This window comes from Citrifermentans bremense R1 (assembly GCF_000426865.1).
Lineage (GTDB): Bacteria > Desulfobacterota > Desulfuromonadia > Geobacterales > Geobacteraceae > Geomonas > Geomonas bremensis.
In genome coordinates, this window is sequence record NZ_AUGE01000010.1 from 120251 (window position 1) to 145609 (window position 25359).

Annotated in this window: 26 protein-coding genes and 1 riboswitch; of the genes, 22 read left to right on the forward strand and 4 right to left on the reverse strand. The window is 57.6% G+C overall.

The features are described 5' to 3' along the window. The first annotated feature begins 3 nt into the window (after positions 1 to 3). The 14 genes from hisB (at position 4) to recQ (ending at position 12689) form a co-directional block, all read left to right on the forward strand. Positions 4 to 591 carry an imidazoleglycerol-phosphate dehydratase HisB gene (gene hisB, locus K419_RS0108425; RefSeq protein ID WP_012532132.1) on the forward strand — a complete coding sequence of 196 codons (588 nt, stop codon included), beginning with the start codon at positions 4 to 6 and terminating at the stop codon, positions 589 to 591. A 164-nt stretch (positions 592 to 755) separates the two neighbouring features. Continuing rightward, positions 756 to 1379 (forward strand): imidazole glycerol phosphate synthase subunit HisH, encoded by a 624-nt coding sequence (hisH, locus tag K419_RS0108430; RefSeq protein ID WP_026841198.1) that lies wholly within the window; start codon positions 756 to 758, stop codon positions 1377 to 1379. Between the two features lie 128 nt (positions 1380 to 1507). Next, positions 1508 to 2239, forward strand: coding sequence for a 1-(5-phosphoribosyl)-5-[(5-phosphoribosylamino)methylideneamino]imidazole-4-carboxamide isomerase (gene hisA / locus K419_RS0108435; protein WP_026841199.1), 732 nt, complete (start codon positions 1508 to 1510; stop codon positions 2237 to 2239). 100 nt (positions 2240 to 2339) lie between these two features. Beyond that, on the forward strand, positions 2340 to 3098 hold the full coding sequence (gene hisF, locus K419_RS0108440; RefSeq protein ID WP_015838996.1) for an imidazole glycerol phosphate synthase subunit HisF: 759 nt from the start codon (positions 2340 to 2342) through the stop codon (positions 3096 to 3098). A 27-nt stretch (positions 3099 to 3125) separates the two neighbouring features. After that, positions 3126 to 3455, forward strand: coding sequence for a phosphoribosyl-ATP diphosphatase (locus K419_RS0108445; protein ID WP_026841200.1), 330 nt, complete (start codon positions 3126 to 3128; stop codon positions 3453 to 3455). A 131-nt stretch (positions 3456 to 3586) separates the two neighbouring features. Then, positions 3587 to 3784, forward strand: a complete 198-nt coding sequence (rpsU, locus tag K419_RS0108450; RefSeq protein WP_011940832.1) for a 30S ribosomal protein S21 — start codon at positions 3587 to 3589, stop codon at positions 3782 to 3784. An 8-nt stretch (positions 3785 to 3792) separates the two neighbouring features. Continuing rightward, complete coding sequence (locus K419_RS0108455) at positions 3793 to 4236, forward strand: GatB/YqeY domain-containing protein (protein ID WP_015838994.1); 444 nt, start codon at positions 3793 to 3795, stop codon at positions 4234 to 4236. Between the two features lie 115 nt (positions 4237 to 4351). Continuing rightward, entirely contained in the window at positions 4352 to 4840 is a 489-nt protein-coding gene (locus tag K419_RS0108460; RefSeq protein ID WP_026841201.1) for a CvpA family protein, read from the forward strand. A gap of 12 nt (positions 4841 to 4852) precedes the next feature. Further along, a complete protein-coding gene (gene dnaG / locus K419_RS0108465) occupies positions 4853 to 6610 on the forward strand; it encodes a DNA primase (protein ID WP_026841202.1) in 1758 nt (585 codons plus the stop codon). Between the two features lie 32 nt (positions 6611 to 6642). Next, complete coding sequence (gene rpoD / locus K419_RS0108470) at positions 6643 to 8397, forward strand: RNA polymerase sigma factor RpoD (protein ID WP_026841203.1); 1755 nt, start codon at positions 6643 to 6645, stop codon at positions 8395 to 8397. A 108-nt stretch (positions 8398 to 8505) separates the two neighbouring features. Beyond that, on the forward strand, positions 8506 to 9183 hold the full coding sequence (gene queC / locus K419_RS0108475) for a 7-cyano-7-deazaguanine synthase QueC (protein ID WP_026841204.1): 678 nt from the start codon (positions 8506 to 8508) through the stop codon (positions 9181 to 9183). A 58-nt stretch (positions 9184 to 9241) separates the two neighbouring features. Further along, entirely contained in the window at positions 9242 to 10045 is an 804-nt protein-coding gene (folE2, locus tag K419_RS0108480; protein WP_026841205.1) for a GTP cyclohydrolase FolE2, read from the forward strand. A gap of 111 nt (positions 10046 to 10156) precedes the next feature. Further along, the gene (locus tag K419_RS0108485; protein ID WP_026841206.1) at positions 10157 to 10831 is read left to right on the forward strand and encodes a TIGR04282 family arsenosugar biosynthesis glycosyltransferase; all 675 of its coding nucleotides are present in this window, start codon (positions 10157 to 10159) and stop codon (positions 10829 to 10831) included. Positions 10832 to 10889: 58 nt separating this feature from the next. After that, positions 10890 to 12689 carry a DNA helicase RecQ gene (recQ, locus tag K419_RS0108490; RefSeq protein ID WP_026841207.1) on the forward strand — a complete coding sequence of 600 codons (1800 nt, stop codon included), beginning with the start codon at positions 10890 to 10892 and terminating at the stop codon, positions 12687 to 12689. Positions 12690 to 12751: 62 nt separating this feature from the next. Here the strand turns inward: recQ and ilvA are convergent, their stop codons facing one another. The 3 genes from ilvA to K419_RS0108505 are packed head-to-tail and all read right to left on the reverse strand — an operon-like array spanning position 12752 to position 15716. Beyond that, a complete protein-coding gene (gene ilvA / locus K419_RS0108495; protein ID WP_026841208.1) occupies positions 12752 to 13960 on the reverse strand; it encodes a threonine ammonia-lyase in 1209 nt (402 codons plus the stop codon). Positions 13961 to 13978: 18 nt separating this feature from the next. Continuing rightward, a complete protein-coding gene (locus tag K419_RS0108500; RefSeq protein WP_026841209.1) occupies positions 13979 to 14989 on the reverse strand; it encodes a cation diffusion facilitator family transporter in 1011 nt (336 codons plus the stop codon). Positions 14990 to 15038: 49 nt separating this feature from the next. After that, positions 15039 to 15716 (reverse strand): hypothetical protein, encoded by a 678-nt coding sequence (locus tag K419_RS0108505; protein ID WP_226377654.1) that lies wholly within the window; start codon positions 15714 to 15716, stop codon positions 15039 to 15041. A 204-nt stretch (positions 15717 to 15920) separates the two neighbouring features. On the opposite strand from K419_RS0108505, the gene trxB reads away from it, so the two are divergent. The 3 genes from trxB to K419_RS0108520 all read left to right on the forward strand — a co-directional run bounded on the left by trxB (position 15921) and on the right by K419_RS0108520 (position 19843). After that, positions 15921 to 16871: a thioredoxin-disulfide reductase gene (gene trxB / locus K419_RS0108510; RefSeq protein WP_026841211.1), complete on the forward strand. Its 951-nt coding sequence runs from the start codon at positions 15921 to 15923 to the stop codon at positions 16869 to 16871. A gap of 364 nt (positions 16872 to 17235) precedes the next feature. Beyond that, positions 17236 to 18114 carry a YifB family Mg chelatase-like AAA ATPase gene (locus K419_RS21815; RefSeq protein ID WP_084154160.1) on the forward strand — a complete coding sequence of 293 codons (879 nt, stop codon included), beginning with the start codon at positions 17236 to 17238 and terminating at the stop codon, positions 18112 to 18114. 64 nt (positions 18115 to 18178) lie between these two features. Further along, a complete protein-coding gene (locus K419_RS0108520; protein WP_026841212.1) occupies positions 18179 to 19843 on the forward strand; it encodes a hypothetical protein in 1665 nt (554 codons plus the stop codon). A 78-nt stretch (positions 19844 to 19921) separates the two neighbouring features. Here the strand turns inward: K419_RS0108520 and K419_RS0108525 are convergent, their stop codons facing one another. Next, a complete protein-coding gene (locus tag K419_RS0108525; RefSeq protein WP_026841213.1) occupies positions 19922 to 20227 on the reverse strand; it encodes a DUF3892 domain-containing protein in 306 nt (101 codons plus the stop codon). A 322-nt stretch (positions 20228 to 20549) separates the two neighbouring features. Here K419_RS0108525 and K419_RS0108535 point away from each other — a divergent pair, with 322 nt between their 5' ends. From K419_RS0108535 to K419_RS0108555, 5 genes are all read left to right on the forward strand, one after another. Next, positions 20550 to 22016, forward strand: coding sequence for a competence protein CoiA family protein (locus tag K419_RS0108535; RefSeq protein ID WP_156912188.1), 1467 nt, complete (start codon positions 20550 to 20552; stop codon positions 22014 to 22016). Between the two features lie 389 nt (positions 22017 to 22405). Next, a riboswitch (cyclic di-GMP riboswitch) is annotated at positions 22406 to 22482 on the forward strand. A gap of 233 nt (positions 22483 to 22715) precedes the next feature. Next, entirely contained in the window at positions 22716 to 23651 is a 936-nt protein-coding gene (locus K419_RS0108540) for a hypothetical protein (RefSeq protein ID WP_026841216.1), read from the forward strand. A 17-nt stretch (positions 23652 to 23668) separates the two neighbouring features. Further along, positions 23669 to 23989 (forward strand): hypothetical protein, encoded by a 321-nt coding sequence (locus K419_RS0108545; RefSeq protein WP_026841217.1) that lies wholly within the window; start codon positions 23669 to 23671, stop codon positions 23987 to 23989. Positions 23990 to 24002: 13 nt separating this feature from the next. After that, positions 24003 to 24932 (forward strand): zinc dependent phospholipase C family protein, encoded by a 930-nt coding sequence (locus tag K419_RS0108550; protein ID WP_026841218.1) that lies wholly within the window; start codon positions 24003 to 24005, stop codon positions 24930 to 24932. Between the two features lie 2 nt (positions 24933 to 24934). Then, positions 24935 to 25357, forward strand: a complete 423-nt coding sequence (locus K419_RS0108555) for a hypothetical protein (RefSeq protein WP_051292931.1) — start codon at positions 24935 to 24937, stop codon at positions 25355 to 25357. Positions 25358 to 25359 lie beyond the last annotated feature (2 nt).

The window sequence follows — 25359 nt, forward strand, 5'->3', positions numbered from 1 at the left end:
GTCATGGCTAGATCGGCAGCTATCGAAAGGATCACCAAGGAGACGCAGATCAAGCTCTCCCTAGAAATAGACGGCAAGGGGGAGGCGCAGATCTGCACCTCGGTGCCGTTTCTGGATCACATGCTCGACCTTTTTGCCCGGCATGGCCTGTTCGACCTGAAGGTCGAGGCGCACGGCGACATAGACATCGACTTCCACCATACAGTCGAGGACATCGGCATCGTGCTCGGCACCGCCTTCAAGGAGGCCTTGGGTGACAAATGCGGCATCCGCCGCTACGGCAACGCCGTGGTGCCGATGGACGAGGTGCTGGCGAGCGTCGCCACCGACCTCTCCGGCCGTCCTTACCTGGTCTACAACGTCGAGCTCCCCAAGGTGAAGATCGGCGACTTCGACGTGGAACTGGTGCGCGAATTCTTCCAGGGGTTCGTGAACCACTGCGGCGCGAACCTCCACCTGAACCTGATGTATGGCGACAACGTCCACCACATCGTCGAGGCCTGCTTCAAGGCGGCGGCGCGTGCGCTGGACCAGGCGACCCAGCTGGATGCACGGATCGAAGGGGTGATGTCCACGAAGGGGAAGCTGTAGCCTTGGTTCGCCTCCCTCGCCCTCTGGGAGAGGATCGGGGTGAGGGCGGCTCCGTTGGGGAATTCCGTATCTGGGGATGGCCCGGACGGCACTGCCGGCGACATCTTTATAAATAGAGCGAGAACTTATTTGTCTGCGGCAGTGATGCCGGAAGGATTTTTCATATGATCGCGATTATTGACTACGGCATGGGGAACCTGCGCTCCGTGCAGAAGGGGTTCGAGAAGGTCGGCTTCGAGGCCGTCGTTACCGCCGATCCCAAGGTGCTCCTCGATGCCGAGCGGGTGGTCCTGCCGGGTGTGGGCGCTTTCCGTGACTGCATGAGGAACCTGGAAGAGGGTGGGTTCGTCGAGCCGATCCTCAAGGTGATCAAAGAGGGGAAGCCTTTTCTCGGCATCTGCCTCGGTCTGCAGCTTCTCTTCACCGAAAGCGAGGAGTTCGGTAGACACCAGGGGCTGAACGTCATCCCGGGCAAGGTGCTCCGCTTCCCGGAGGGGATGGAGGAGGCCGGCGAGGATCTCAAGGTCCCGCACATGGGGTGGAACCAGTTAAGCGTGAAGCGCCCGTCGCCGCTATTCCAGGGGATCGACGAGGGGACCAACGTCTACTTCGTCCACTCCTACTACGTGAAGCCCGACGACGAGTCGGTCGTGGCGGCGACCACCGGTTACGGCATCGATTTCTGCGCGGCCATCTGGCGCGACAACGTCGTTGCGGCGCAGTTCCACCCGGAGAAGTCCCAGGATAAGGGGCTCGCCATGCTGAAGAACTTCGCGCAGATGAAATAAGGGCGCCCTGCCGCGCTCCCTCACCTCGGCTCTTCCAGAGGGCGAGGGAGAGATCGTGTGGCGACGGCATATATATAAATACGGGCGCGCCGGGAAGGCACGTGCCATGAAATGGATTGGGAGAAGCAATGATCATCATTCCCGCGATAGATTTGAAAAACGGCTGCTGCGTCCGCCTGGAGCAGGGGCTGATGGAGAAGGACACGGTATTCAACGACGACCCCGGCGCGCAGGCCGCCGAATGGCAGCGCCAGGGTGGCGAGATCCTGCACATAGTGGATCTCGACGGCGCTTTCGCCGGCGAGCCCAAGAACTGCAAGGCCATCGAGGCGATCGTCAAATCGGTCACCATCCCGACCCAGTTGGGGGGCGGCATCAGGGACATCGCCACCATCGAGGCCTACCTCTCCTTGGGGATCGGGCGCGTCATCATCGGTACCGCCGCGCAGAGAAACCCCGCTTTCGTGAAGGAGGCGTGCGCCAAGTTCCCCGGCAAGATCGTGGTCGGCATCGATGCCAAAAACGGCATGGTCGCGGTCCAAGGTTGGGCCGAAGTGACCGGGATCACCGCGACGGAGCTGGCCAGGCAGTTCGAGGGTGACGGTGTCTCCGCCATCATCTACACCGACATCAGCCGCGACGGGATGATGCAGGGGCCTAACATTCAGGCGACCAAGGCCCTGGCCGAAGCCATTAAGATCCCGGTGATCGCCTCGGGCGGGCTCTCCTCCTTGCAGGACATCGAGAACCTGATCGCCATCGAGTCTTCGGGTGTCACCGGCGTCATCACCGGTAAGGCCATCTATTCCGGCGCCATCAACCTCGCCGAGGCCATAGCGCTCACTAAAAAACCGAGATAAAGATAAAGATAGAGATTAAGAAGAGCGCGAAGCTTTTATTCGCGGTTTTCCTTCTTTTCCAACTCTTTATCTGTATCTTTATCTGTATCTGGGGTTTCATATGCTGACCAAAAGAATCATCCCCTGCCTCGACGTGAAGGGGGGGCGGGTAGTTAAAGGAGTCCAGTTCCTCGGACTGCGTGACGCCGGTGACCCGGTGGAGATCGCCGAGCTCTACGACCAGCAGGGCGCGGACGAACTGACCTTCCTCGACATCACCGCGTCCTCCGACGACCGCGACATCATCATCGACGTGGTGCGCCGCACCGCCGAGCGCGTCTTCATGCCCCTGACGGTGGGCGGCGGGGTGCGGGTGGTCGAGGATATCAGACGCCTTCTGAACGCCGGCGCGGATAAGGTTTCCATCAACACGGCCGCCGTGCATCGCCCGGAGTTCGTGAGCGAGGCCGCCGAGAAGTTCGGCTCTCAATGCACCGTGGTCGCCATCGACGCACGCAGCAGGGCCGGCGGCGGCTGGGAGGTCTACACCCACGGCGGCAGGAATCCGACCGGTATCGACGCGGTGGAGTGGGCCCAGCGGATGGAGAGCATGGGTGCGGGGGAGATCCTTCTCACCTCCATGGATCGTGACGGCACCAAGGACGGCTACGACCTGCCGCTCACCCGCGCGGTGGTCGACGCGGTGAGCATCCCGGTCATCGCCTCCGGCGGAGTCGGCGGTCTGTCCCATCTCTACGACGGCTTCACCCAGGCCGGCGCCAGCGCCTGTCTTGCCGCCTCCATTTTCCACTACCGCGAGTACACCATCGAAGAGGCGAAGAGCTACCTCCGCGAACGGGGCGTGCCGGTACGACTATAGATCTTTCCAGCAACAGGGAGCAATGCCATGGAAAAGCCCAAGGACGACATCATAGCCGCGGTTTACCGCGTGATCCAGGAACGCAAGGCCAACCCCGACGAATCCTCCTACACCGCGAGCCTCATGGCCAAAGGGGTGGACAAGATCCTGAAGAAGGTGGGCGAGGAGGCGACGGAGGTCGTCATCGCCGGTAAAGGGGGGAAGCGCGAGGAGATCATCTACGAGACGGCCGACCTCATCTTCCACAACCTCGTGCTCCTCGGTTTCTACGATATCGACCCCGAAGAGGTCTATGCCGAACTAAGGCGCCGCTTCGGTATTTCGGGCATCGAAGAGAAGGAATCCAGGGTAGGTTAGCGAATTCTGAAAAACTTAGAAAATTCTTGACAAAAACTGGACGAGTGCTATATTGCTGATTCCTTGAATAGTGTCTGCCGGCCCGTACCCACTAAGTTAGTAAATCCAGAAGAGAAGGGGGGGGAATATGAATGCCGGGAGTAAAGGTAAAAGAAGCTGAACCGTTTGAGCTGGCGCTCAAGAAGTTCAAGAAGCAGTGCGAGAAAGCTGGGATCCTTTCAGAGGTTCGCAAAAGAGAGCACTACGAGAAGCCGAGCATCAAGAAGAAGAAAAAGGCCATTGCAGCGCGCAAGCGTGCTCTGAAAAAACAGCGGAAGATGGTTGACTAGAGGGATTCATGCAACTGCAGGAGAGATTAAACGCGGATCTTAAGGAAGCGATGAAAAGTCGCGATGCATTGCGCCTTTCCACCGTCCGCATGCTGCTCTCCTCGGTGAAGAACCGCGCCATCGAACTCAGACGCGATCTGAGCGATGCGGAAGTCACCGAAACCATAGTTACCCTCTGCAAGCAGCGCAGGGAATCCATACGGCTCTTTAAGGAAGCAGGCAGACAGGAGCTAGTGGATAAAGAGGAGGCGGAGCTTACGCTCCTGACCGGTTACCTCCCCCAGCAGCTGACACGGGAAGAGCTGGTATCCCTTGTGGAGAAAGTCATAGCGGAAACCTCCGCCACGAGCGGAAAGGACATGGGCAGGGTGATGAAAGCCCTGCAACCCCTGGTTTCCGGCCGCGCAGACGGTAAATTGGTGAGCGAAGTTGTAAAGGAAAAACTCGCATGACTGTTGCCCCCGGGAGAGATCCCGGGGGGGATTGCGGGCTTTACGGTGTCATGAGTAGGGGCGAATCTACCGATTCCCCCTTCTTTTGCTTTTTGGCTGCTGACCAGGTGCGTGCATGATCCTTCTCGACATCCTTATCTGGGTGGTATTGCTCTTCTTTGTGGCAAAAGGGTTCTCGAAGGGGCTGGTGCGGGAGGCTTGCTCCCTGCTGGGCCTTGTCACGGGCGGCTGGGCCGCTTTCAGATATTATTCATTTCTCAGCCTCGGGCTCAGGCAGTTCATAAACCTTCCCCCGCAGGTGGCGCAGCCGCTGTCGTTTCTCCTTATCTTCCTGTTGTTGAGCGTCCTCTTCTATTTCCTCGGTCATCTGCTCACCGTCATCTTCAAGGTCATGCTCCTGGGAGGGATCAACCGGATCGGCGGCATCGTATTCGGCTTTCTGCAGGGAGGGTTCGTCCTTTGCGTCGTCCTTTACCTCGCGACCACAAAACCCATGCCAGACAAGTTCAAGGGATGGGTCTCCCGATCCAAGACCGCAAACGCTTTCGCCTCGACCGGGGGCAGCATCGCCGCCGGATGGGAAGGGGCAGTACGCAGGAAATAAGGAATTACAGCAGTGTCGATGATTCCGGATGAAAAGGTCAGGGAGGTGCGCGAGCGGGCTCCCATTCTCCAGGTCATCTCCGATTACATGAGCCTCAGGAAATCGGGGGCGAACTACCAGGGCATCTGCCCTTTCCACGGCGAGAAGACCCCCAGTTTCAACGTGAATCCCGCACGCGGGATCTTTCACTGCTTCGGCTGCGGTGCAGGCGGCAACTCCTTCGATTTCGTGATGCGCATGGAGGGGCTGAGTTTCCCCCAGGCGGTGAAGTTCCTCGCCAAGAAGGTCGGCGTAGAGATCCCCGAGCGCCCCCTTTCGCGCGACGAGAAGCGCAAGATGGACGAGCAGGAGCAGGCCTTTCACATCAACGACATGGCCTGCGAGTACTACCGTCGGGTACTGGAGTCGGACGAGGCGGGTGCTGCCGGGAGAGCATACCTGCAGCAGCGCGGCGTGGACCAGGAAACCGCGGCCACCTACCGCATGGGCTTTGCTCCGGCGGGATGGGACAACCTGGCAAAATTCTTCCAGAGAAAAGGGGTGCCGCTGGAGCAGGCCGAGAAGCTGGGACTTTTGAGGAAAAGGGAGGGAAGGGACGGCTATTACGATACCTTCCGCAACCGGCTTCTCTTCACCATCTCGGACCTCCACGGCCGCGCCATTGGTTTCGGCGGGCGGGTCATGGACGATTCGCTCCCCAAATACATCAACTCCCCGGAGTCGGTGGTGTACCACAAGAGCGAGGTCCTCTTCGGAGTCGATCTCGCCAAGAAAGGGATGCGCGAGCAGGGCAGCGCCATCGTCGTCGAAGGGTACTTCGACCATCTTGCCCTTTACCGGGCCGGTTACACCAACGTGGTCGCCACCTGCGGCACGGCGCTGACGCCGCCGCACGTGAAGCTTCTCAGGCGCTACGCTGAGCGCGCCTACATGCTCTTTGACGGAGACGAGGCAGGACGCAAGGCGACGGTCCGTTCCATGGAACTCTTCCTGGAGGAGGGGTTTCCGGCGCGCGTTGTGGAAGTCCCGTCCGGGGACGACCCGGACACCTTCATCCGGCGCGAGGGAGGTGCGGCTTTTGCGCCCCTGCTGGAGCAGTCTCTTCCCATCTTCGAGTCGTTTTACCTGGGCGTGTTGAAGAGTCTCGACATTCGCGGCGTCGAGGGGAAGGTTGCCTTCGTGAACGAGGTCTCGCCGCGGCTCTCCAAGATATCGGACCCGGTCGAGCGCGGGCTTTACGAGAAGGAGATCTGCCGGGCGGTCGGGATCGACCAGGCGATGCTGCACAAGAAGGTGGGGATACCCGCCGTAGCACCGCGCCCCCAGCAGTCGAAGGCAGCGCCACCGCGCACCGCAGCCACCGAGGAGGTGCTCCTGACGCTGATGGCGAAGTATCCCGAAGTCGTGCTAAGGGTTCGCGACCACGGCGCCGATAAGCTTTTCAACGGCGCACATCTGAGGCTCGCCGAGGCCATGATCGCTGAGGCGGGGCAGGGGGACCTGGACCTCTCCCGCGTGCTGGAGCAGATAGAATCGCCCGAGGAGCGCAGCCGCCTGTTCTCGCTTTTCGTGGAGGATGCGCACCTGGAGGACATGAACGCCGTCAAGGCGTTCGAACAGTGCTGCCAAGCCCTGGAGCGGCATGCTCTGAAGGGGGGCGGCAAGGCCCTGGCGCGAGAGCTTGCCACGGTCGACCCGGATTCTCCCAGATACCTGGAGATACTGGCGGAACTTGAGCGGTTGCGTAATAAAAAATCGAAATTACTATAGTAGGATTCAAAAGCTGTAGTGGAGCGTGGTAAATGGCCAAGAAAAGCATGGACGAAGTGAAGCAGCTCATCGACCTGGGCAAGGAAAAGGGGTTTCTCACCTACGAAGAGGTGAACGACCTGCTTCCCCCCGACATCGTCTCCTCCGATCAGATAGACGACGTCATGAGCATGTTTGGCGATATGGACATCGAGATAGTCGACTCCGCCCAGAAGGTAAAGATCCCGAAGATCAAGATGGATCTGGAAGAAGAGGAAGAGCACGAAGGGAGCGAGGAAGAAGTCGAGTTCGAGCCCGGCACCCTTGGCCGTACCAGCGACCCTGTCCGCATGTACCTGCGCGAGATGGGTTCCGTCTCGCTTCTCACCCGTGAGGGAGAGGTCGAGATCGCCAAGAGGATCGAGGTGGGCGAGCGCGACGTCGCCAGCGTCATCCTGAACACTCCGATCACGGTGAGAGAGGTCGTCTCCCTTGGCGAGCGTCTCAGGAAGCAGCAGATCGGCGCCATCGAGATCTCGAAAGACGTCGAGGAAGAGGTGCTGGAGGAGGGGGAAGAGGATCTTCAGGCCCTTAAAGTGCTCACCATCATCGACGAGATCAAGGAAATCGACCAGCGGATGAGCGAGATCCAGGCTGTTCTCGACAACGAGAAGGCTGCCGCAAAGGAGCGCGATGCCCTGGGCGCCGAGCACGCCGAACTCAAGGTGAAGATGGCGGAGACCCTCAAGTCGCTGCGCCTGAAGGACCGCCACATCGAGAAGATCGCCCAGCGCCTGAAGGAGCTTTCCTGCAAGGTCGACACGGTCATGCAGGAGATCGCCGAGCTGGAGAAGGAAAGCGGCGCCGAGAGAGAGCCTTTCCTTGCTGCCTTCGAAGGTGCTAAGGGCGGTTCCGAGGCGGAGTTCCAGAAGAAGCTGAACATGACGCTGGAGGAAGGTCAGAAGCTCGAGAAGCGCTTCCGCTCCAGCGAAGCGAAGTTGAAGAAGATCGAGCAGGAGTCCGGCTTCAAGGCGAGCGAGCTCGCCAACGCCCTCCTTGCCATCGAAGAAGGGGAGCACAAGGCGAAGCTGGCCAAAAGCGAGCTGGTCGAGGCCAACCTCCGCCTGGTCGTCTCCATCGCCAAGAAGTACACCAACCGCGGCCTGCAGTTCCTGGACCTGATCCAGGAAGGGAACATCGGCCTCATGAAGGCTGTGGACAAATTCGAGTACCAGCGCGGTTACAAGTTCTCGACTTACGCCACTTGGTGGATCCGCCAGGCCATCACCCGCGCCATCGCGGACCAGGCCCGTACCATCAGGATCCCGGTGCACATGATCGAGACCATCAACAAGCTGATCCGTACCAGCCGCCAACTGGTGCAGGAGATCGGCCGCGAGCCTTCCCCCGAAGAGATCGCCGAGCGCATGGCGCTGCCGTTGGACAAGGTGCGCAAGGTTCTCAAAATCGCCAAGGAGCCGATCTCCCTGGAGACCCCGATCGGCGAGGAAGAAGATTCCCATCTTGGGGATTTCATCGAGGACAAGGGTGTGGTCTCCCCCCTGGAAGCGGTGATCAAGGCGAACCTTTCCGAGCAGACCTCCCGGGTGCTCTCCACCCTCACCCCCCGCGAGGAGAAGGTGCTCCGGATGCGCTTCGGCATCGGCGAGAAGAGCGACCATACCCTCGAAGAGGTGGGCCAGGACTTCGAGGTCACGCGTGAAAGGATCCGGCAGATCGAGGCGAAGGCGCTCAGGAAGCTGCGCCACCCCAGCCGGGCTAAGAAGCTGAAAAGCTTCGTAGAGTAAGCATCCAGGGCCGCACCGGATCATCGGCGCGGCCCTTTGTTTTTGTAAAATCAGAGAACGGAACACAGAGGGTGCAGGGGAAACCTCATCCTTCAACGAGGTGAAAAGATGCAGAAAAAGGCGGTAATCCTTTACAGCGGCGGGCTCGATTCGACCACCTGCCTGGCGATAGCGAAGGAGCAGGGTTTCGCACCCTACGCCCTCAGCTTCAGCTACGGGCAACGGCACCAGCAGGAACTGGAGGTGGCGAAGCTGAACGCGCGCCCGATGGGGGCCGTGGATCACCTGCTGGTCGAGTTCGACCTGAGGAAGATGGGGGGGAGTGCGCTTACTTCCGACATCGAGGTCCCCAAGGAGGGAGTCGGGGAGGAGATACCGGTAACCTACGTGCCGGCCCGCAACACGATCTTCCTCTCCTTCGCGCTCGGCTGGGCGGAGACGCTCGACTGCTTCGACATCTTCATCGGCGTCAACGCGCTCGATTACTCGGGCTACCCCGACTGCCGGCCCGAGTTCGTCGCTGCCTATGAGGCCATGGCGAACCTCGCCACCAAGGCCGGGGTCGAGGGTAAAAGGTTGAAGATCCACACCCCGCTGATCAGTCTGACCAAGGCCGAGATCATCCAGAAGGGGCTCTCGCTGGGGGTCGACTACTCCAAGACCCATTCCTGCTACGACCCTGCCGAAGACGGCGCGGCCTGCGGCCGGTGCGATTCCTGCCGTTTGCGGCTCAAAGGGTTTGCAGAAGCCGGGGTGGCCGACCCGGTAAGGTACCAGAAGCTTTAGCGGCACGCCCTCATCCTCTGCCTCCTCCGTGGGCGAGCGGTAACAACCGAGGAAAAAAATGATCAAAGAATATCTGAAGAAGCCATCCCTGAGCGACGTGCAACTCACCCGCGATACCAGGAACATACCGATCGGAAAGGTGGGGGTGAAGGACATCTCCTACCCCATAGTAGTGATGGACAAGAACAAGTCCTTTCAGAACACCATCGCCCGGATCAACATGTACGTGGATCTCCCCCATCACTTCAAGGGGACCCACATGAGCCGGTTCGTGGAGATCCTCAATGAGTATCGCGAGGAGATCGCGCTCGACAAACTGGAGCTCATCCTCTCCACCATGAAGGAGAAACTGGGGGCATCCAACGCGCACCTTGAGATGGAATTCCCCTACTTCGTGGAGAAGACCGCGCCGGTGTCGCGGGCGAAGAGCCTGATGGAATACACCTGCACCTTCAGCGCCTCGCTTTCGGACCGCTTCGACTTCGTGCTTGGGATCAAGGTGCCGGTCACCTCGCTTTGCCCTTGCAGCAAGGAATTGTCCAGCTACGGCGCCCACAACCAGCGCTCCATCATGACAGTCCAGGTTCGCTACAGCGAATTCATCTGGATCGAAGACCTGATCGAAATCATCGAGCAGTGCGGTTCCTCCCCTGTGTATTCTCTGCTAAAACGCGAGGACGAGAAATTCGTCACCGAGCGCGCATACGAGAACCCGCGGTTCGTTGAGGATATGGTGCGCGAGGCGACGGTCCGGCTGCTAAGTATGCATAACGTTACGTGGTTTTCCGTGGAAGCGGAGAACTTCGAGTCCATCCACAAACACTCGGCCTACGCCGCAATCGAGAGAAGCAGGGAGTCATAAAGTTGTCTCAGTCAACCGCTTGACTGTGGAAAACTCTGTTGATAAGCGGCAAAATTGTGGACAAGTCTAGACTTTTCTACTCATTTATCCCTTCTAAGGCCAGAACCTCTAATGAAACGCGCGCTCGCCATCTTCGCCAAAACACCACTTCCCGGTCTGGTCAAGACCCGGTTGTCTCCCCCACTGTCGCTCCAGCAGGGGGCCGAACTCTACCGCTGCATGTTCCTCGATACCATTGCGCGCGTGCGGCCCCTGAACGCCGATACGGTTCTCTTCTACGAAGGTGAGAGCGACTTTTTCCATAAAAGTGCTCCCCACGCCACCCTGATGCGGCAGCATGACGGGGGGCTGGGAACGAGGCTGGAGCAGGCCTTCGATCAGTTGGCGGAACTGGGATACGATTCCCGCGTGGTGATCGGCTCCGACGCGCCGGATCTGCCGTTTGCTTATCTGGAGGATGCTTTCGCCCGGCTGGAGGGAGGAAGCGACACAGTGTTCGGCCCCGCTTCAGACGGGGGGTATTACCTGGTTGGGGTGCGGAGAGGAGCGGGGAGCATCTTTCAAGGGATACCCTGGTCCACAGCGAAGGTCCTTGAGACGAGCTTGAAGCAGGCTCAGGCGTCAGGATTATCCTCCACGCTCCTTGCTCCCTGGTATGACGTGGACTGCTACCAGGACCTGCTGCGTCCTGGGCTCTCAGACCCGCTAAACGGTGCGCCGCTGACAAGAAGTTTCCTCGCCCACCTTTGTCCGGAAACACTGGCGCCGACGGCCGATGCGGTATAATCTCCCGCGTCGACGCGCCCCCTTCCGGCAGCAATTGACGCAGTAACAAAGGCCAGCCATGCCTGCATCCCCCATACAGATTCTCAACGACGTTTTCGGCTTCAAGTCGTTCCGGTCGCCGCAGCAGGAGATCGTGGAAACGGTCCTCTCCGGCAGGGACGCCTTCGTCCTCATGCCGACCGGCGGCGGCAAATCGCTCTGCTACCAGGTACCGGCCCTTTGCTTTCCCGGCACCGCCTTAGTGATCTCCCCCCTCATCTCGCTGATGAAGGACCAGGTCGACGCCCTGCGCGAGAACGGCATCTCCGCCGCGTGCTACAACTCGGCGCTGGGCGAAGCGGAGGCGCGCCGGGTGCTGGCCCAACTGCACGCAGGCGAGCTGAAGCTCCTCTACGTCGCGCCCGAGCGGCTATTGAGCGACGGCTTCCTGGAAAGGATCAAGCCGCTTTCCATCTCCCTCTTCGCCATCGACGAGGCGCACTGCGTCTCGCAGTGGGGGCACGACTTCCGCCCCGAGTACGCCCAGCTTGGCGTCCTGCGCGAGATATTCCCCGAGATACCGATGATCGCGCTTACCGCGACGGCCGACGCCCAGACCAGGGGAGACATACTTTCCCGGCTAGGGCTTCAGGGGGCGACCTGCTACTGCGCCGGTTTCGATCGCCCCAACATCCGTTACAGCGTCATCGACAAGAATAAGCCATTCAGCCAGCTCACCGGCTTTTTGTCCAGCCGCAAGGACGAGGCGGGGATAGTGTATGCCCTGTCCCGGAAACGGGTGGAGGAGGTGGCCAAAAAGCTTTGCGCCGCCGGGATCAAGGCGGCCGCCTATCACGCCGGGCTTCCGGACAAGGAGCGGCACCGGGTCCAGGAGGCCTTCCTCAAGGACGACATCAAGATCGTCGTGGCCACGGTCGCCTTCGGCATGGGGATAGACAAGTCCAACGTGCGCTTCGTGGTGCACTACGACATGCCCAAGAGCATCGAGAGTTACTACCAGGAGACGGGGCGTGCCGGCCGGGACGGGCTCCCTGCCGACGCGCTGCTTTTGTTCGGTTACGGCGACGTCGCCGTGGCCCGCGGGCTCATCGGCAACGGCGGCAACGCGGAGCAAAACCGGATCGAGCTGCACAAGCTCAACTGCATGATCGGGTTCGCCGAGGCCCAGACCTGCCGGCGCCGGGTGCTGCTCGGCTATTTCGGGGACCGGCTGGAGCAGGAGTGCGGCAACTGCGACATCTGTGAGAGCCCGCCGGAGCGCTTCGACGCCACCGAGGATGCCCAGAAGGCGCTCTCCTGCGTCTACCGCGTCGGCCAGCGCTTCGGGATGGGGCACGTCATCGATGTGCTGCGCGGTTCGCAGAACCACCGGATCCAGGAACTGAAACACGACCAGCTTTCCACCTTCGGCATCGGCAAGCAACACTCCCAGGAGTTCTGGGGCAACCTGCTACGCCAATTGATCCACCTGGGGTACCTGGAGCAGGATCTGGCGAATTTCTCGGTGCTGAAACTGACCGAGGGGGCGCGCCCGCTTTTGAGGGGGGAGGTGCGGCTGGAGCTTGCCAAGCCGCGCGATACCAAGGTGGTGGAGAAGAAGTCGGCCGCCAGGAAGCCGAGCTACGACGGCGCGCTGTTCCAGGAGTTGCGGGAGCTCAGGAAGGGGATCGCGGACGAGCAGCAAGTGCCGCCTTTCGTGGTCTTCGCCGACGCGACGCTCGCCGAGATGGCGGCGCAGATGCCCAAGGACAAGTGGGAGTTGCTGAAGATAACCGGGGTGGGGCAGCACAAGATGGCCCGCTACGGCGACGCCTTCCTGCGGGTGATCGGGGAACATCTGGAAAAGCCGGAGGATTAAGCCTAAAACCGTAGGCCACGGAGAACATCAGATTTTCTTCGTGGCCAATGGCGTTTGTTTTTTTATTTGATGACTTCCAGCAGGTACTCTCGTTTGCTCAGGTGCCTGATGACGTCCTGGATGTGCTCGGCACCCCTGGTCTCCAACTCGACCAGCACCTCGGTCTTCCCGATGGGAAGGGACTCGGAGCGGCGGTCATGGGTGATGATGGATATGTTGGCCCGCGCCTCGGCGATCTCGGTGGCGAGCCGTGCCAGCGCGCCGGGGACGTCGTCCAGCTCGATCTTCAGCTTCAAGTAGCGCCCCGCGGCCAAAAGTCCCCGCTCCACGACCACCGCTATCGTCTTCACGTCTATGTTCCCGCCTGATAACAGCGCCACCGTCTTTCCGGAAATCCGCTTTACCTTGCCGTTCAAAAGCGCCGCGAGCCCCACCGCGCCGGCGCCCTCCACCATCAGCTTGTTCCGTTCCATCAGCGAGACGATGGCGAGGGCGATCTCCTCCTCATCCACCAGGACGATTTCGTCCACGTATTCCTTTGCCACGGGAAAGGTGTTGGTTCCGGCGGTCTTGACGGCGATGCCGTCGGCGAGGCTCGCCCGTATCGGCACGGTGACTACCTCTCCTTTGTGCAGCGCCTGGCGCATCGAAGGGGCAGCGGCGGCTTCGACGCCGATGATCCTCACCTGCGGGTGCGTCTCCTTGATGGCGCGGGCTATGCCGGCTATCAGTCCTCCTCCTCCCACGGGGATCAGCACGTTGGCGAGATCCGGGAGATCCTCCAGCAGTTCGAGCCCGATGGTCCCTTGCCCCGCCATCACCAGGGGGTCGTCGAAGGGGTGCACGAAAAGCGCGCCGCTGGCCTCGGCCTGCCTCAGGGCGGCGGCGCACGCCTCGTCGAAATTTTTCCCCTCCAGGACGACTTCAGCCCCGTAGTCCCGGGTGGCGAACACCTTCTGCGGCGGGGTGCTCTCCGGCATGTAGACCATCGCTTTAACCCCGAGGAGGTCGGCGGAGAAGGCGACCCCCTGGGCGTGGTTTCCTGCGGAGGCGGTAATGACGCCGCCGGCCAGTGCCTGGCGCGGCTGCGCGGTCATGAAATTGAGTGCGCCGCGGATCTTGAAGGCGCCGGTGCGCTGCAGGTTCTCGCATTTGAAGTAAAGGGGGAGACCGAGCCGCTCGCTGAAATGTTGAGCGTGGATCAGTTCCGTCCGGCGCACCCTTTTCTTGAGTCTCTGGGCTGCGTCGACGATCAGGTTGTAATCAAGCATTATCTACCGTCCGAGGGGTTAAGGTGTGTGGTCGTGCTGGTGGTGATGCCCCCCCTGGCAAGTGCCGTGGGGGTGGTGGTGCGGATGGGCATGGGCATGAGCCAAAGACGCCGCGCGCGGGCGGTGGCGGAACTGCTTCGCTCCCTCCATGTCGGTGCAACGGCTGGTTTCCAACTGGAGCGTGGTGTGGGAGATGTGGAAGCGCTCGAAAAGCCGCTCCTCGATCCTCCTGAGGATTGGGCCATGCTCGCCTTTGAACGTGGGAATAACCACGATGTGCCCGGACAACGCAAGGATATGGGAGCAGATGGTCCAGATGTTGACGTGATGGACCTCTTCCACCCCTTCGACCTCCAGGATAGCGGCCGAAACCTGTTCCACCTCGATGCCGCGGGGAACCCCTTCCAAAAGGATATGCACTGACTCGCGCATCACCCGCCACGAGCCCCAGAAGATGATGAAGCCAATGCCGATGGAGATGACTGCATCGAGAAGATACCAGTTGGTGAAGTACATGATGATGCCGCCGATGATCACGCCGACAGAGGCGGCTGCATCGCCGATCACGTGCAGAAAGGCGCTGTGCACGTTCAGGTCGTCGTGTGAATGCGAGTGGAGCGCGCCCGCAGAGATCAGGTTCATCACCAGGCCGATAAAGGCGATGATCAGCATCTCCAGGCTCTTCACCTCTTCGGGATGGATGAAGCGCACTACCGCCTCATAGGTGATGATCCCGGCGATGAGAAACACGGTGCTGCCGTTTATGAAAGAGGCGAAAACCTCCATGCGATGCCAGCCAAAGGTGCGGGTGTCGCTGACCGGGTAGGAGGCGAGCTTGATGGCGCCCAGCGAAAGAAGCAGCGCGAAGAGGTCGAGGAAGACGTGTGCCGCGTCGGAGAGTAGTGCCAGGGAGTTGGTCCAAAGCCCCCCCGCCAGTTCGGCGACGAGCGTGATAGCGGTAAGGATTATGGCGTACTTGAAGCGACCCGTTATGCTCTGGTCCAGATGTGTGTCGGCGTGGGCATGCATGGTGTACCCCGGCGGGAGGGGGCAAAAGCCCCCTCCCGACTGACGGTTGTTAGAAACCTATGGCAGCCTTCAAGGAGTAGATCGGGCGCTCCTGGTATTCCACCTCGCCTGTGAAGTGGAACAGGGGAAATGGAGAGACCTGCAACCCGGCGAAGACGCGCGGCTGGAAGACGTCTTCTGATTTGAGATTGGGCGAGAGGGTTTTCAGATTCCCTTTTGCCTCGCTGCTCACCCACACCCCGCCTGCTCCGGCATAAGGGGTCAGAATGAGGAAGCCCTTGCTGATCGAGGCATCGATGCCCGCGGTCTGCAGGTCGAGATCGTTCACGCCGGAAAGCCTGCTGTAGGTACCGCGAACGCCCAAGGCCGGAGTGGCGGCGGTCCCTTCCAGGATCGCCTTGCTGACCTCGATGCCCCAGAGCTTCATGTTGGAGTCGGGCACGTAAGAGTACATGGCGCCGACGTCTATTCCCAGCGGGAGCCCTTTCCTGGCGCGCAGCTTGGGGAGCACCGCATAGGAGGGGGCGTTGCCTCCGAAGGCCTTGTTCATATAGTCGTTGCTGCTGATATCGACCGCGGAAACCTCGAGGCCAGCTTCAAACCCGGTGATTCCGAGAGGTTCAGCTGGTGCGGTGTTCTTGAAGGAGATGGCGGCGCCAGCCTCCCTGGTGAAGTCTTTGAACTGCCCCTGGGTAAGTCCGCTGCTGAATCTGATATCTTTCGCCATTGCTTGCCCTCCCCCGACTAACGCCAGGGATAGTGCCAGTGATACCGCGATTTTCTTCATGCTTCCCCCCTTCTCATTATATGACAACGGCATGAATAGTAGCAGAGGTACCTATTTCGGTCAATAACTTAGCCCTCTGGCGCCTTGCAATTCTGGGGAGATACTGATATCTTTCCGGCTAAATTTCAGCTGGAGGTCGTTTTAATGGAAGTGACTCACCACCGTCTCATTATTCTTGGCTCGGGCCCTGCCGGTTACACGGCTGCGGTCTATGCCGCGCGTGCCAACCTGAACCCGGTTCTGATCACCGGGCTGCAGCCGGGGGGGCAGCTGATGACGACGACCGAGGTGGACAACTGGCCTGGCGACCCGGAAGGGATCATGGGTCCGGATCTGATGGAGCGTATGCGCCTGCACGCCGAGCGTTTCGGCACCCAGTTCATTTACGACCATATCAGCAAGGCTCAGGTCACCAAACCCCCGTTCGTACTGGAAGGTGACAACGGCAGCTATAGCTGCGACGCCCTCATCATAGCTACGGGCGCGTCCGCTAAATACCTGGGGCTTCCCTCTGAGCACGCGTTCAAGGGGAAAGGCGTTTCCGCCTGCGCCACCTGCGACGGGTTTTTCTACCGCGGCAAGCCGGTCGTCGTCATCGGCGGCGGCAGCACCGCCGTGGAAGAGGCGCTTTACCTCTCCAACATAGCGAGCCACGTTACCGTGGTGCATCGCAGGGACAAGTTCCGGGCCGAGAAGATCCTGGCCGACAAGCTGATCGAGAAGACCAAGAACGGCAACGTCACCATCGAGTGGAACCACCACCTGGAAGAGGTGCTGGGGGACGAGTCGGGGGTCACCGGCGTGAGGCTGCGGCACACCAGCGGCTCGGACAAGTTGATCAGTGCGCACGGCTGCTTCATCGCCATCGGGCACCAGCCCAACACGTACATCTTCGATGGTCAGCTGGAGATGGACGAAGGGTACATCCGTACCAACTGCGGCTATGAAGGGAACTCCACTTCCACCAACATCCCCGGCGTATTCGCTGCGGGAGATGTGCAGGACAGAAACTACAAGCAGGCGATTACCTCCGCCGGGACCGGCTGCATGGCCGCCCTCGATGCGGACCGTTACCTGGAAATGCTCAAGGCCTGAATCCCCGTTCTGCGGTAGCTCCCTCTTCCCAAGGACGGGAGCTGCCGCAGATAACCCACCGCGCCGCCGCGAAGTACAACCCCTTCCTTTCTCATCTGTCCCACCCCGGCAACGACACAACGCGGGCTTTATTGCCCCCGAGGCAGGCGAAGATGCAGCTAGACCGGGCTTCCTCGTGCTGTGGTTTACCTCCATGGTCTGGCTGACTGCTGCCGGTCCCGCGCTTGACCAATCCTTGGTAGCTGTTAATCTGGCTGTCGTCGTTTCAATCCGCTCCTGAAGTCAGCAGCCGTTTACCCCTCATGCACTCACGTCAGACCAGCCAGAACTCAACCCGGGTGCTTCATCGATAGTTGGGGGTCTCATGCTTGCCAAGGTTCTCTCCAGCGCTCTGGTCGGAATTGATGCCATCCTCATCGACGTGGAGGTGGACATCGCCCAGGGGCTCCCTCAGCTGGCCACCGTGGGGCTTCCCGACAACGCGGTCAAGGAGAGCAAGGACCGGGTCAAGGCGGCACTGAAGAACTCCGGCTACGACTTTCCCAACCGCAAGATCACTGTCAACCTCGCCCCCGCCGACGTCAAGAAGGAAGGGGCCTCCTTCGACCTCCCCATCTCCATCGGGATACTGGCGGCAACGGGCGCCATCAGGGAAGATCTGCTTCAGCGCTACATTCTCTTGGGAGAGCTCTCGCTAGACGGGGGGGTGAAACCGGTACGTGGCTGCCTCTCCGTAGCTGTCGCCGCCCGCGACGCGGGGCTCGCCGGCGTCATCATCCCGGCAGAGAACGTCGCCGAGGGGGGAGTGGTCGAGGGGGTCGAGGTTATAGGGGTCACCGACCTCTCGCAGGTCGTCGATTTTCTCAACGGCGCAGTGGAGATCGCCCCTTACCGCGCAGACATCGCCGCCTTGTTTTGCCAAGGGGGCGAGGCAGGCGACGATTTTTGCGAGGTGAAGGGACAGGAGCACGCGAAGCGCGCCCTAGAAGTAGCCGCAGCCGGAAGCCACAACCTGCTTATGATCGGTCCGCCTGGATCGGGCAAGACCATGCTGGCGCGGCGCATCCCCTCCATCCTCCCTCCCATGCTCTTCGAAGAGGCGATCGAAACGACCAAGGTCTACAGCGTCATGGGGCTCCTGGAGCGGGACCACGCGCTCATTTCCTGCCGTCCGTTTCGATCCCCGCATCACACCATCTCCGACGTGGGGCTCATCGGCGGCAGCAACTGTCGTTTCCAGTAGTTAATGCTACTTTTCGATAGTTAATGCTACAGCCGCCGATACCCACGTCTGGTAAGGAGTTTTTATGCCAGATAGTATCAGCGAAATTTCTGTTCTGCCCAGAATGCGAGAACCTGGGGAGAAAGGCCGTACTTTTAGGCTGCGCTGGATTTTGGACCTCGTTTCAGACTCCTCCCGTTGTTACGTTAACCTTCTCTTTGAGAACGTTTCGAGTGGTTTTACCATAGTTGACTCGATCCCGCCCGAGCTCCTTTCATATTTCACGGTAGGATCACTGTGTACCGAAGGCAGAATGCTAGAACGTTCTCCAGGTGGCACTCCCCTGCCAATCTCTATCACCTCAGGTGAGAACAACATCTTCCAAGAGGCGCAATATGCGATCTCCGATGAGGACTTTGATCTCTCTTTGGGTGGCTCGACGTACTCAGACATTAGTCGCAAGCAGCTCTGTTTTGTTCAAGAAGTTGCGGGTATGAAGGTGGTGATACCCTCTTTCGTGATTGCTGGGAGATACTACTTCATGTCCACCTCGTTGCGCGAGGTTATCCTATCTCGACACTTGGACTCTCTATACCATTCATGCAGCCTTGATGAGACCCGAAGGCATGCGACAATTCATCTGAAGAGAGCAGGCAACCAGGGCGATGCCAAAGCTATCGCTCGATTTGCCCTCGACCCGTTTGCAAAAGCAAGACTGGACCTCTGCAAGAATGTCCATTACGGATACCGTCGCCGCGGCTTTCAGCGTATGAAGGTTGACTTTCCTGTAAAGCAGGAACTCACCCTCCGCTGCTGTGGTGAACTATTGGACCGCGGTGAATCTGGGAAGACTTTCCTCGTCCTCCACATCGCTGGAGATAACAGTCAATTCCCTTTTGATTCACTGGATGTTTTGTACCAGCCACAAGATTCCATGTCTGATACCCAGTCACAGCAAGATGCGGGTGCATTCCCCGTCTCAGCTGCTAAACACACAGGAAATATGGTGCTTGGAGCCCCGTCGCGAGGGCAAGTGCGTCACTTTTTAGAGAGTACGCCTCCATTGGAGAACGAGAATGAGAACTTGATACGAGTCACGAAGATTCCTGTGGACAGCGCCGTGTCATCGGAATCGAACTCGCACCTTCATTTTGAAAAAGAGCGAGTAGACCTTAGCGCGCAGATGGCCGATGGCTACGACCAACTCGTTTCAAAAGTCGAGATCCGGGAGAAGACTGAGGAGGCTCTCAAAAGCGATTTTACGCTTGAGATGTTTGTGCAAATGGTGACCCATCTACGGGATGACCCAGTTTCTGTAAGATCGCCCAATGGTGAACAAGTGGTGACAATAGGAGATTTCGAACTTGTACAGTCGGTAGCTCCCGGGAGCAAACTGACGCTGAAGGAAAGTTATGATCGTTCCGCGGAGAATCGCCGGCGATATGCCACAGTAAGGTTTACCTGTGAGAGGCTTTTTGTCTGCCTGGTGGAGATCGACCAGAGGCAGATCCCAGGCGGCGGGTGCTCCACCAGGGTTATGGTTTCACGGAAGGCGATTGGGGAGGGATTTGCTAACATCTGCATCGATGACTATCTGGAAGGGAACCTTCTCGCTAGCACCATTGAGAGGTTAAAAGACGAAGGCATTGCTTTGTTGACCAAAAAACACCCCAAGCCCGATGATCTAGGTGCTCAGGATCTTTGGAGGGCAAAGCTGATAGAGAAAATCCTTCAAAATGCTGGAGGGTAAACGAAGAGCGGCATGGGGGCTAACCCAAGCCGCTCTTCTGTTTTATCACGGTGGTGTGATCTTAGGCTTTTCAGTTTACTAAAATTCCGGCAGGTTTTCGAGGTTGTCAGCCTCTTTCCCATTGTCGACCGTTTTTATGTACTTCACTCCTTTTACGGTAATGACGTAGACGGTTTGGCCCTTTACCCACTTCCCCTCAGCATTCTTTAGAATCGTGACGAACGTGTTGCCTTTTTCCAGCGCCTTGACGACGTCAGCCCGCAGCCAGATTGAGGCGCTGTTGATGACTTCACCAGTATCAACGTGGACCTTGACCTGGTCGATATGCGTATGTTGCTGGTTGTACCTGACTGCAGAAATGCCATAGTCTGCCCACTTTGTCATAAACTTATCTCCTTAAAAAGATGTGATAAAGTAAATCTAGTCATCGGGGAGGAGAAAATCAAGGGCGGCCGGTGCCAGGCTAACAAAAACATTAATTTGTAATAAAATTTTAGTTCACCTCAAGCAAAGGAGGTTGCCATGGTGTCTAGCCCATTCCCTTATGGCAGAAAGATTTTGCTCGACCTTCTTCCACTCCTCTTCTGAAAGCTGTTGTTGAAAGACAATTGTGACTGTCCATTGAGTTTTGCCGCGGCTATTGACAGTGTTCTGGCCGTTTGCCACAATGCCGTCATTTAATTACATCCTCAATCTCGATCGAGCCATGGACATAAAACTCCCTATTGCCCTCAATACAATTGATGAACGCCTTCTCTATGTAGCCGACCGGTTGCCAGCAGGTGCAGTCTTGGTATGCCCATTCTGCCGTTACCCAGTGAAAAAGAACGCTGGTAACATACGGCGCCACCACTTCGTTCACATGCCGGGTGCCACCTGTTCCGTCAGCTATGAGACTCTGCTCCATGAAGGGGCTAAGGTTTACCTTCACCGGTGCCTTGAAAGGGGGGAGCCGGTCGATATCTTCATCGATACCATTACACTTCGGCCAAGCAAGACTCGGCGGCTGTTGGAGAGTCTGGGCGTTCGCCGCTTTTCAACCTCCTCGAAATCGGTCTTCAAAAACGACGGGGCAACACATCTTCTGGAGCGGGTGATCGCAGGTAAGGTAAAACCAGATGTCGTCTCCTACGGGGAATACGTCGCCGGGGGAGAACGGGACATATTTGCCTGGGAGATTTTTGTTACCCACGAGGTCGAGGAGGAAAAGGCCGAACTACTTAGGATTAATCGTGTCCCGTATATCGAGTTGTCGCCGATTGAGGAGGGGCCGAACTCCTACATCTACACCATGAAGTCGCATGACGGCATCAGCTTCATTGACGATGACGCCATCTTTGACGAGACAGTGTACCGGGACAACAAGGCCGACCTACTTGCCACCTTTGAGAAGGAAATGACCCAGGAAGTGCTTAAGCCTAAGCTGGAAGATGCAAGAAAATCCTGGGAAGCTGCGGCGGATAAGAGCACCGAGCAAGAGCTTGAGCGGCGCATCGTGTTGAAGGTTGGAGAAATCACCATCAAAGATGCCATGGCCATGGCTCAGGCCGTCTCGGCGTCTCCGGTGGTTATCTTTCCGGTGACCAACATCCCCACAGGAAGCGGCCTGATTGATGACCGGTGGGTAAAGGTCGAAACTGTAGGCTGCGAGAAATATAACGGAAAGTACCTTGTGAAACTGAATGAGAGACTCTACTTCAGCTCTGGCCTAGGGATGCTAAGAGGCATCTACGACGAACTTGCAAAGATGGGGGTTTTGAAGGGTGTCACGGCGAAGGAGGAGGGGCGGGACAAAATAATTTTTGTTGGGGTTAAGCTCGCTTTGCCGCTTGTGGAAAGAAGAGGGATCGTCGAATGCTCTAGCATTCTGTATAAATACACGGATCACCCCACAGAAGAGGTCATCATGTGGGAGACAAGGAACAAAAAAAGCAAGACCAGCGGAAAGTATTACATGCTGGTCAACGACGACATCTTCGTTGATTCTTACGAGTGGCAACTAAAAAACATTCTTTATAACCTGCTGCGTTTTACCACCATTGAGGCGCATCTGGGGCTTAACGCGGACAAAAAGTATCGTGTGGATGCCCTGAAGATTTCGGGGCTGGTTCAGGTGGAAAAGGTGAAGGATACCCTTCTTGCTGCCATGACCAGGCCCTCTGTCGTTCCCTAATCGGACAGTATCGCTTCCATGGCCTCTTCAACACGCTGAAATCTTCCGGCGTAATTCGTTCTCAGTGACACGCAAACGGCAACCTCCTTTCCTGGCAAGGAATCACCTCCCTATCTGAGTCTCACACGGTTCCAGAATGTAAGCCTGGTCTCCCTGCTGCATATTCCAGTCGCAATCGACGGGAATACGCACGAAGCGGATCTTGTTTGGCAACTGCCATACTGTCAGGTCCTGCCGATGGCAAATAGTTCCCCCCCCCGATAATCCGAGTGCTGCATCCTTCCCATTGGCGACACCTAGTTACATGCGTGTAGATTATTTTTTTATAACTTTAAATTTATTGACTTTGGAGCATATCTTGTGTTTATTTGCGGCCAATGCACTAGATAATGTGATAAAGCCAAACCATTTGCGAGAATGGGGCGGAAAGCCCAATGGGTCTCACTGAGAAAGCCGGGTTGCCAACACTCACCACAGCACTGTGGGTGAACGGCAACCCGGCTTTCTTCGTTTCGATCAAATGCCGAAATAAAGGCGGGGATTGGCGTAGTGACGTAATCTGTCACAGCCTCCGGTTATAGTCCCACAGCAAAGAAGGAACCATGGCTGCTGATGATCCTCGAAAGTGCTGCCAAGCAAGGAGGCTTGCTGAGAACAGCATACTCAACTTCACTTAAATAGCTTCTAGGAGAAAGTGCTATGAAAAGAAGAGCAGTACAACTCTACTGGTGTCTCATCGTTGCTGTTTACCTTGGCGGGTGTGGGCTCACTTCGGCACAACGCAAGGATCTTGAGTCGTTCGGAAATGCGGCATCGACACTTGGCGCTACCTGCAAGGAGCAACTGATCGCCAGCCGTGCGAGTGTCATAGACATGAAGCGGTACCGCTTAGCCATTGACAAAATGAAACTCCCGCCTTCTCCACCCGACGATGTACCGCAGGCGGGAGCGAGAGAATACTACTTTTCCAGAGCCCTCAACCTCGACGCCGGTCTCGACAAAAGCAACATAGATACCCGCGTGGCGGCTGTAGATGTCCTACAGCGATACGGGAAGCTGCTGGTGGCATTTACGACTGAGAGCCATGAGAAGGAGATAACGGAGGCGGCCGGCGAATTTGCTAAGAGTGTTGGCAAGTTTCCGGGTAATCCGATGACGGGAGAAGAAATTGATGGCCTTGGTCGGATCGTGACCTCTGCCGGAGGGATCCTCGTCGAACACCACAAAAAAGAGGTGCTCGAAAATGTGGTGCCTAAAGTGGCCCCGCTGATTGAAAAAATATGCGACAGCCTGGAACAGGACTTCGACCCTAAGAACGGGAAGGTGTACGCAAATGTCTTGACCGTTCAAAATAGGTTAGCAGACGCAGCCATAGAGGGATTGAAGATTCCGGGGGAATCCATGTCCGACCGGCTCCTGCTGATCGATGGGTTCGCTTTGGCTGAAAAGAGCAAAAAGACCGTAGAGACCACATCACCCCAGATTCTAAAATCGATTTCTTCTTTAAGAAAAGCAAATCGCGAACTTGCCGACGTAATCAGAAGCCATAAGGTGGGGCTGAAGGATATTAAAGAGTTCGGGAAGGATGTCAGCGACTTATCCAAAGGGGTGAAACCGTACCTTGATCGATTCTGACAAAAAGGAGAGCTGTCATGGCAGACGTCAGCATTACCAGTGATTTACAAACCTTGGTAGAGAGGCTCAGCGCACAGAAAGCTGCGACTCCCCACGACCATTCAGAGTATGCAGCTCTCAAGGCATGTTACGTTGCTGCCTCAGACCTGCTGGAACAGTCTCAGGATAAATCAATAGATGACGGGGACTCTGCTTATCTTGATTTCTCCGCGGGAATGAAGGACGTTATGGCGATAATCGATGAGGCTGAAAAAGACATCGCAAAGGTTTCAAAGGTGGTCAAGGCGGTAGCCAAGGTTGTCGAGGCCGCGGGAAAGCTGATCGGCAAGCTGTGCTAAAAAGGAGGAAATCATGCCCGGAGCTTATGCGCACATTACGCTAGTGAACGAATTCAGAAACATGGATCGGCTGTTCTCCATCCCAAATTTTCCTCCCGAGGCATCAAAGGCCTACCTTAAATGGTTTAAATTTGTGGAACTCGGGGCGGTCGGGCCTGATTATCCTTATCTTGCGCTAGGCGATGGAGATGCAGCAGAGTGGGCGGACCTGATGCATTATGTCCATACTGGGCGCATGGTTCAGGAGGGGGCCAAGCTCCTTAGGGCTGCTGCCGGCGAAACTAAACAGAAATGTTTGGCGTGGCTTCTTGGTTATGCTTCGCACATTACCGCAGATGTCACTATTCATCCTGTGGTCGAATTGAAGGTTGGTCCCTATGCACAAAATCAAAACGACCACAGAACCTGCGAGATGCATCAGGATGCCTTCATATTTCAAAGGCTTCAACTTGGGGAAGTGGGGGTGTCCGACCACCTTAAGTCCGGAATTGGAGCCTGTTCTTCAACGGATGACGAAGATTTGCTAGACCAGGATATTCTGGAATTCTGGAGAGCACTTCTGAAGGCAGTTTATCCAGCAGAGTTTGCTGCGAATCCTCCGGATATCCACAAGTGGCACGAGAAATTCAACGAAATAGTAGATGCCGTATCCTCTATAGGAGACCATCTGTTCCCGTTTGCCAGACATGTCGCTGCAAATTCGGGACTTCTCTACCCGAGTACATCCGAGATAGACCAGCAGTACATTGACGCTCTCACGGTTCCTGGGGGAGTAATGGCGTACCAGGATGTGTTTGAAATGGCTGCGCAAAATGTGGCCGCAGTTTGGTCTGAGATCGCAGTCGCGACCTTCACAACTAATGATGCTGTTCTTGCCAGGTTTGGGGATTGGAACCTGGACACAGGGAAAGATCAGACCGATAGGCTGGTATTCTGGGGGTGAACATGAGGAAGATAGAATTCAGTTTTAGAATTATTTTGCTTTCCGTGCTGCTGTTCAACAGTGGATGCGCTCACTGTATTGCGTCGGAGCAGGAGGACATGTATACGCTAGCTTCGGCTCTCACAAAGCTGACCTCCGCAGTGGAGGAAAAAGTCCTGTTCAAGGAAGCCCCGCCGGAGATGAAGGACATGGCCCTGATTGACCTGTCGGTCATGCACGATCCCCGGTTGAAAGAGGCCTTTACGGAGTATGTACTGAAGGCAAGGTCTGTTAATGGGCATGCCGTGGTGCTGGTTTGCGACGAACGGGGCAGAAGCGGTCTTTTAGAGGATGGCGGCTGCTCATCTGTCATGGACCACCACTGGTGGCGCGATCAGCCTGGACATCCTTGTGAAGTGTCCAATGCGATTTGCTTGAAAAAGTAAGG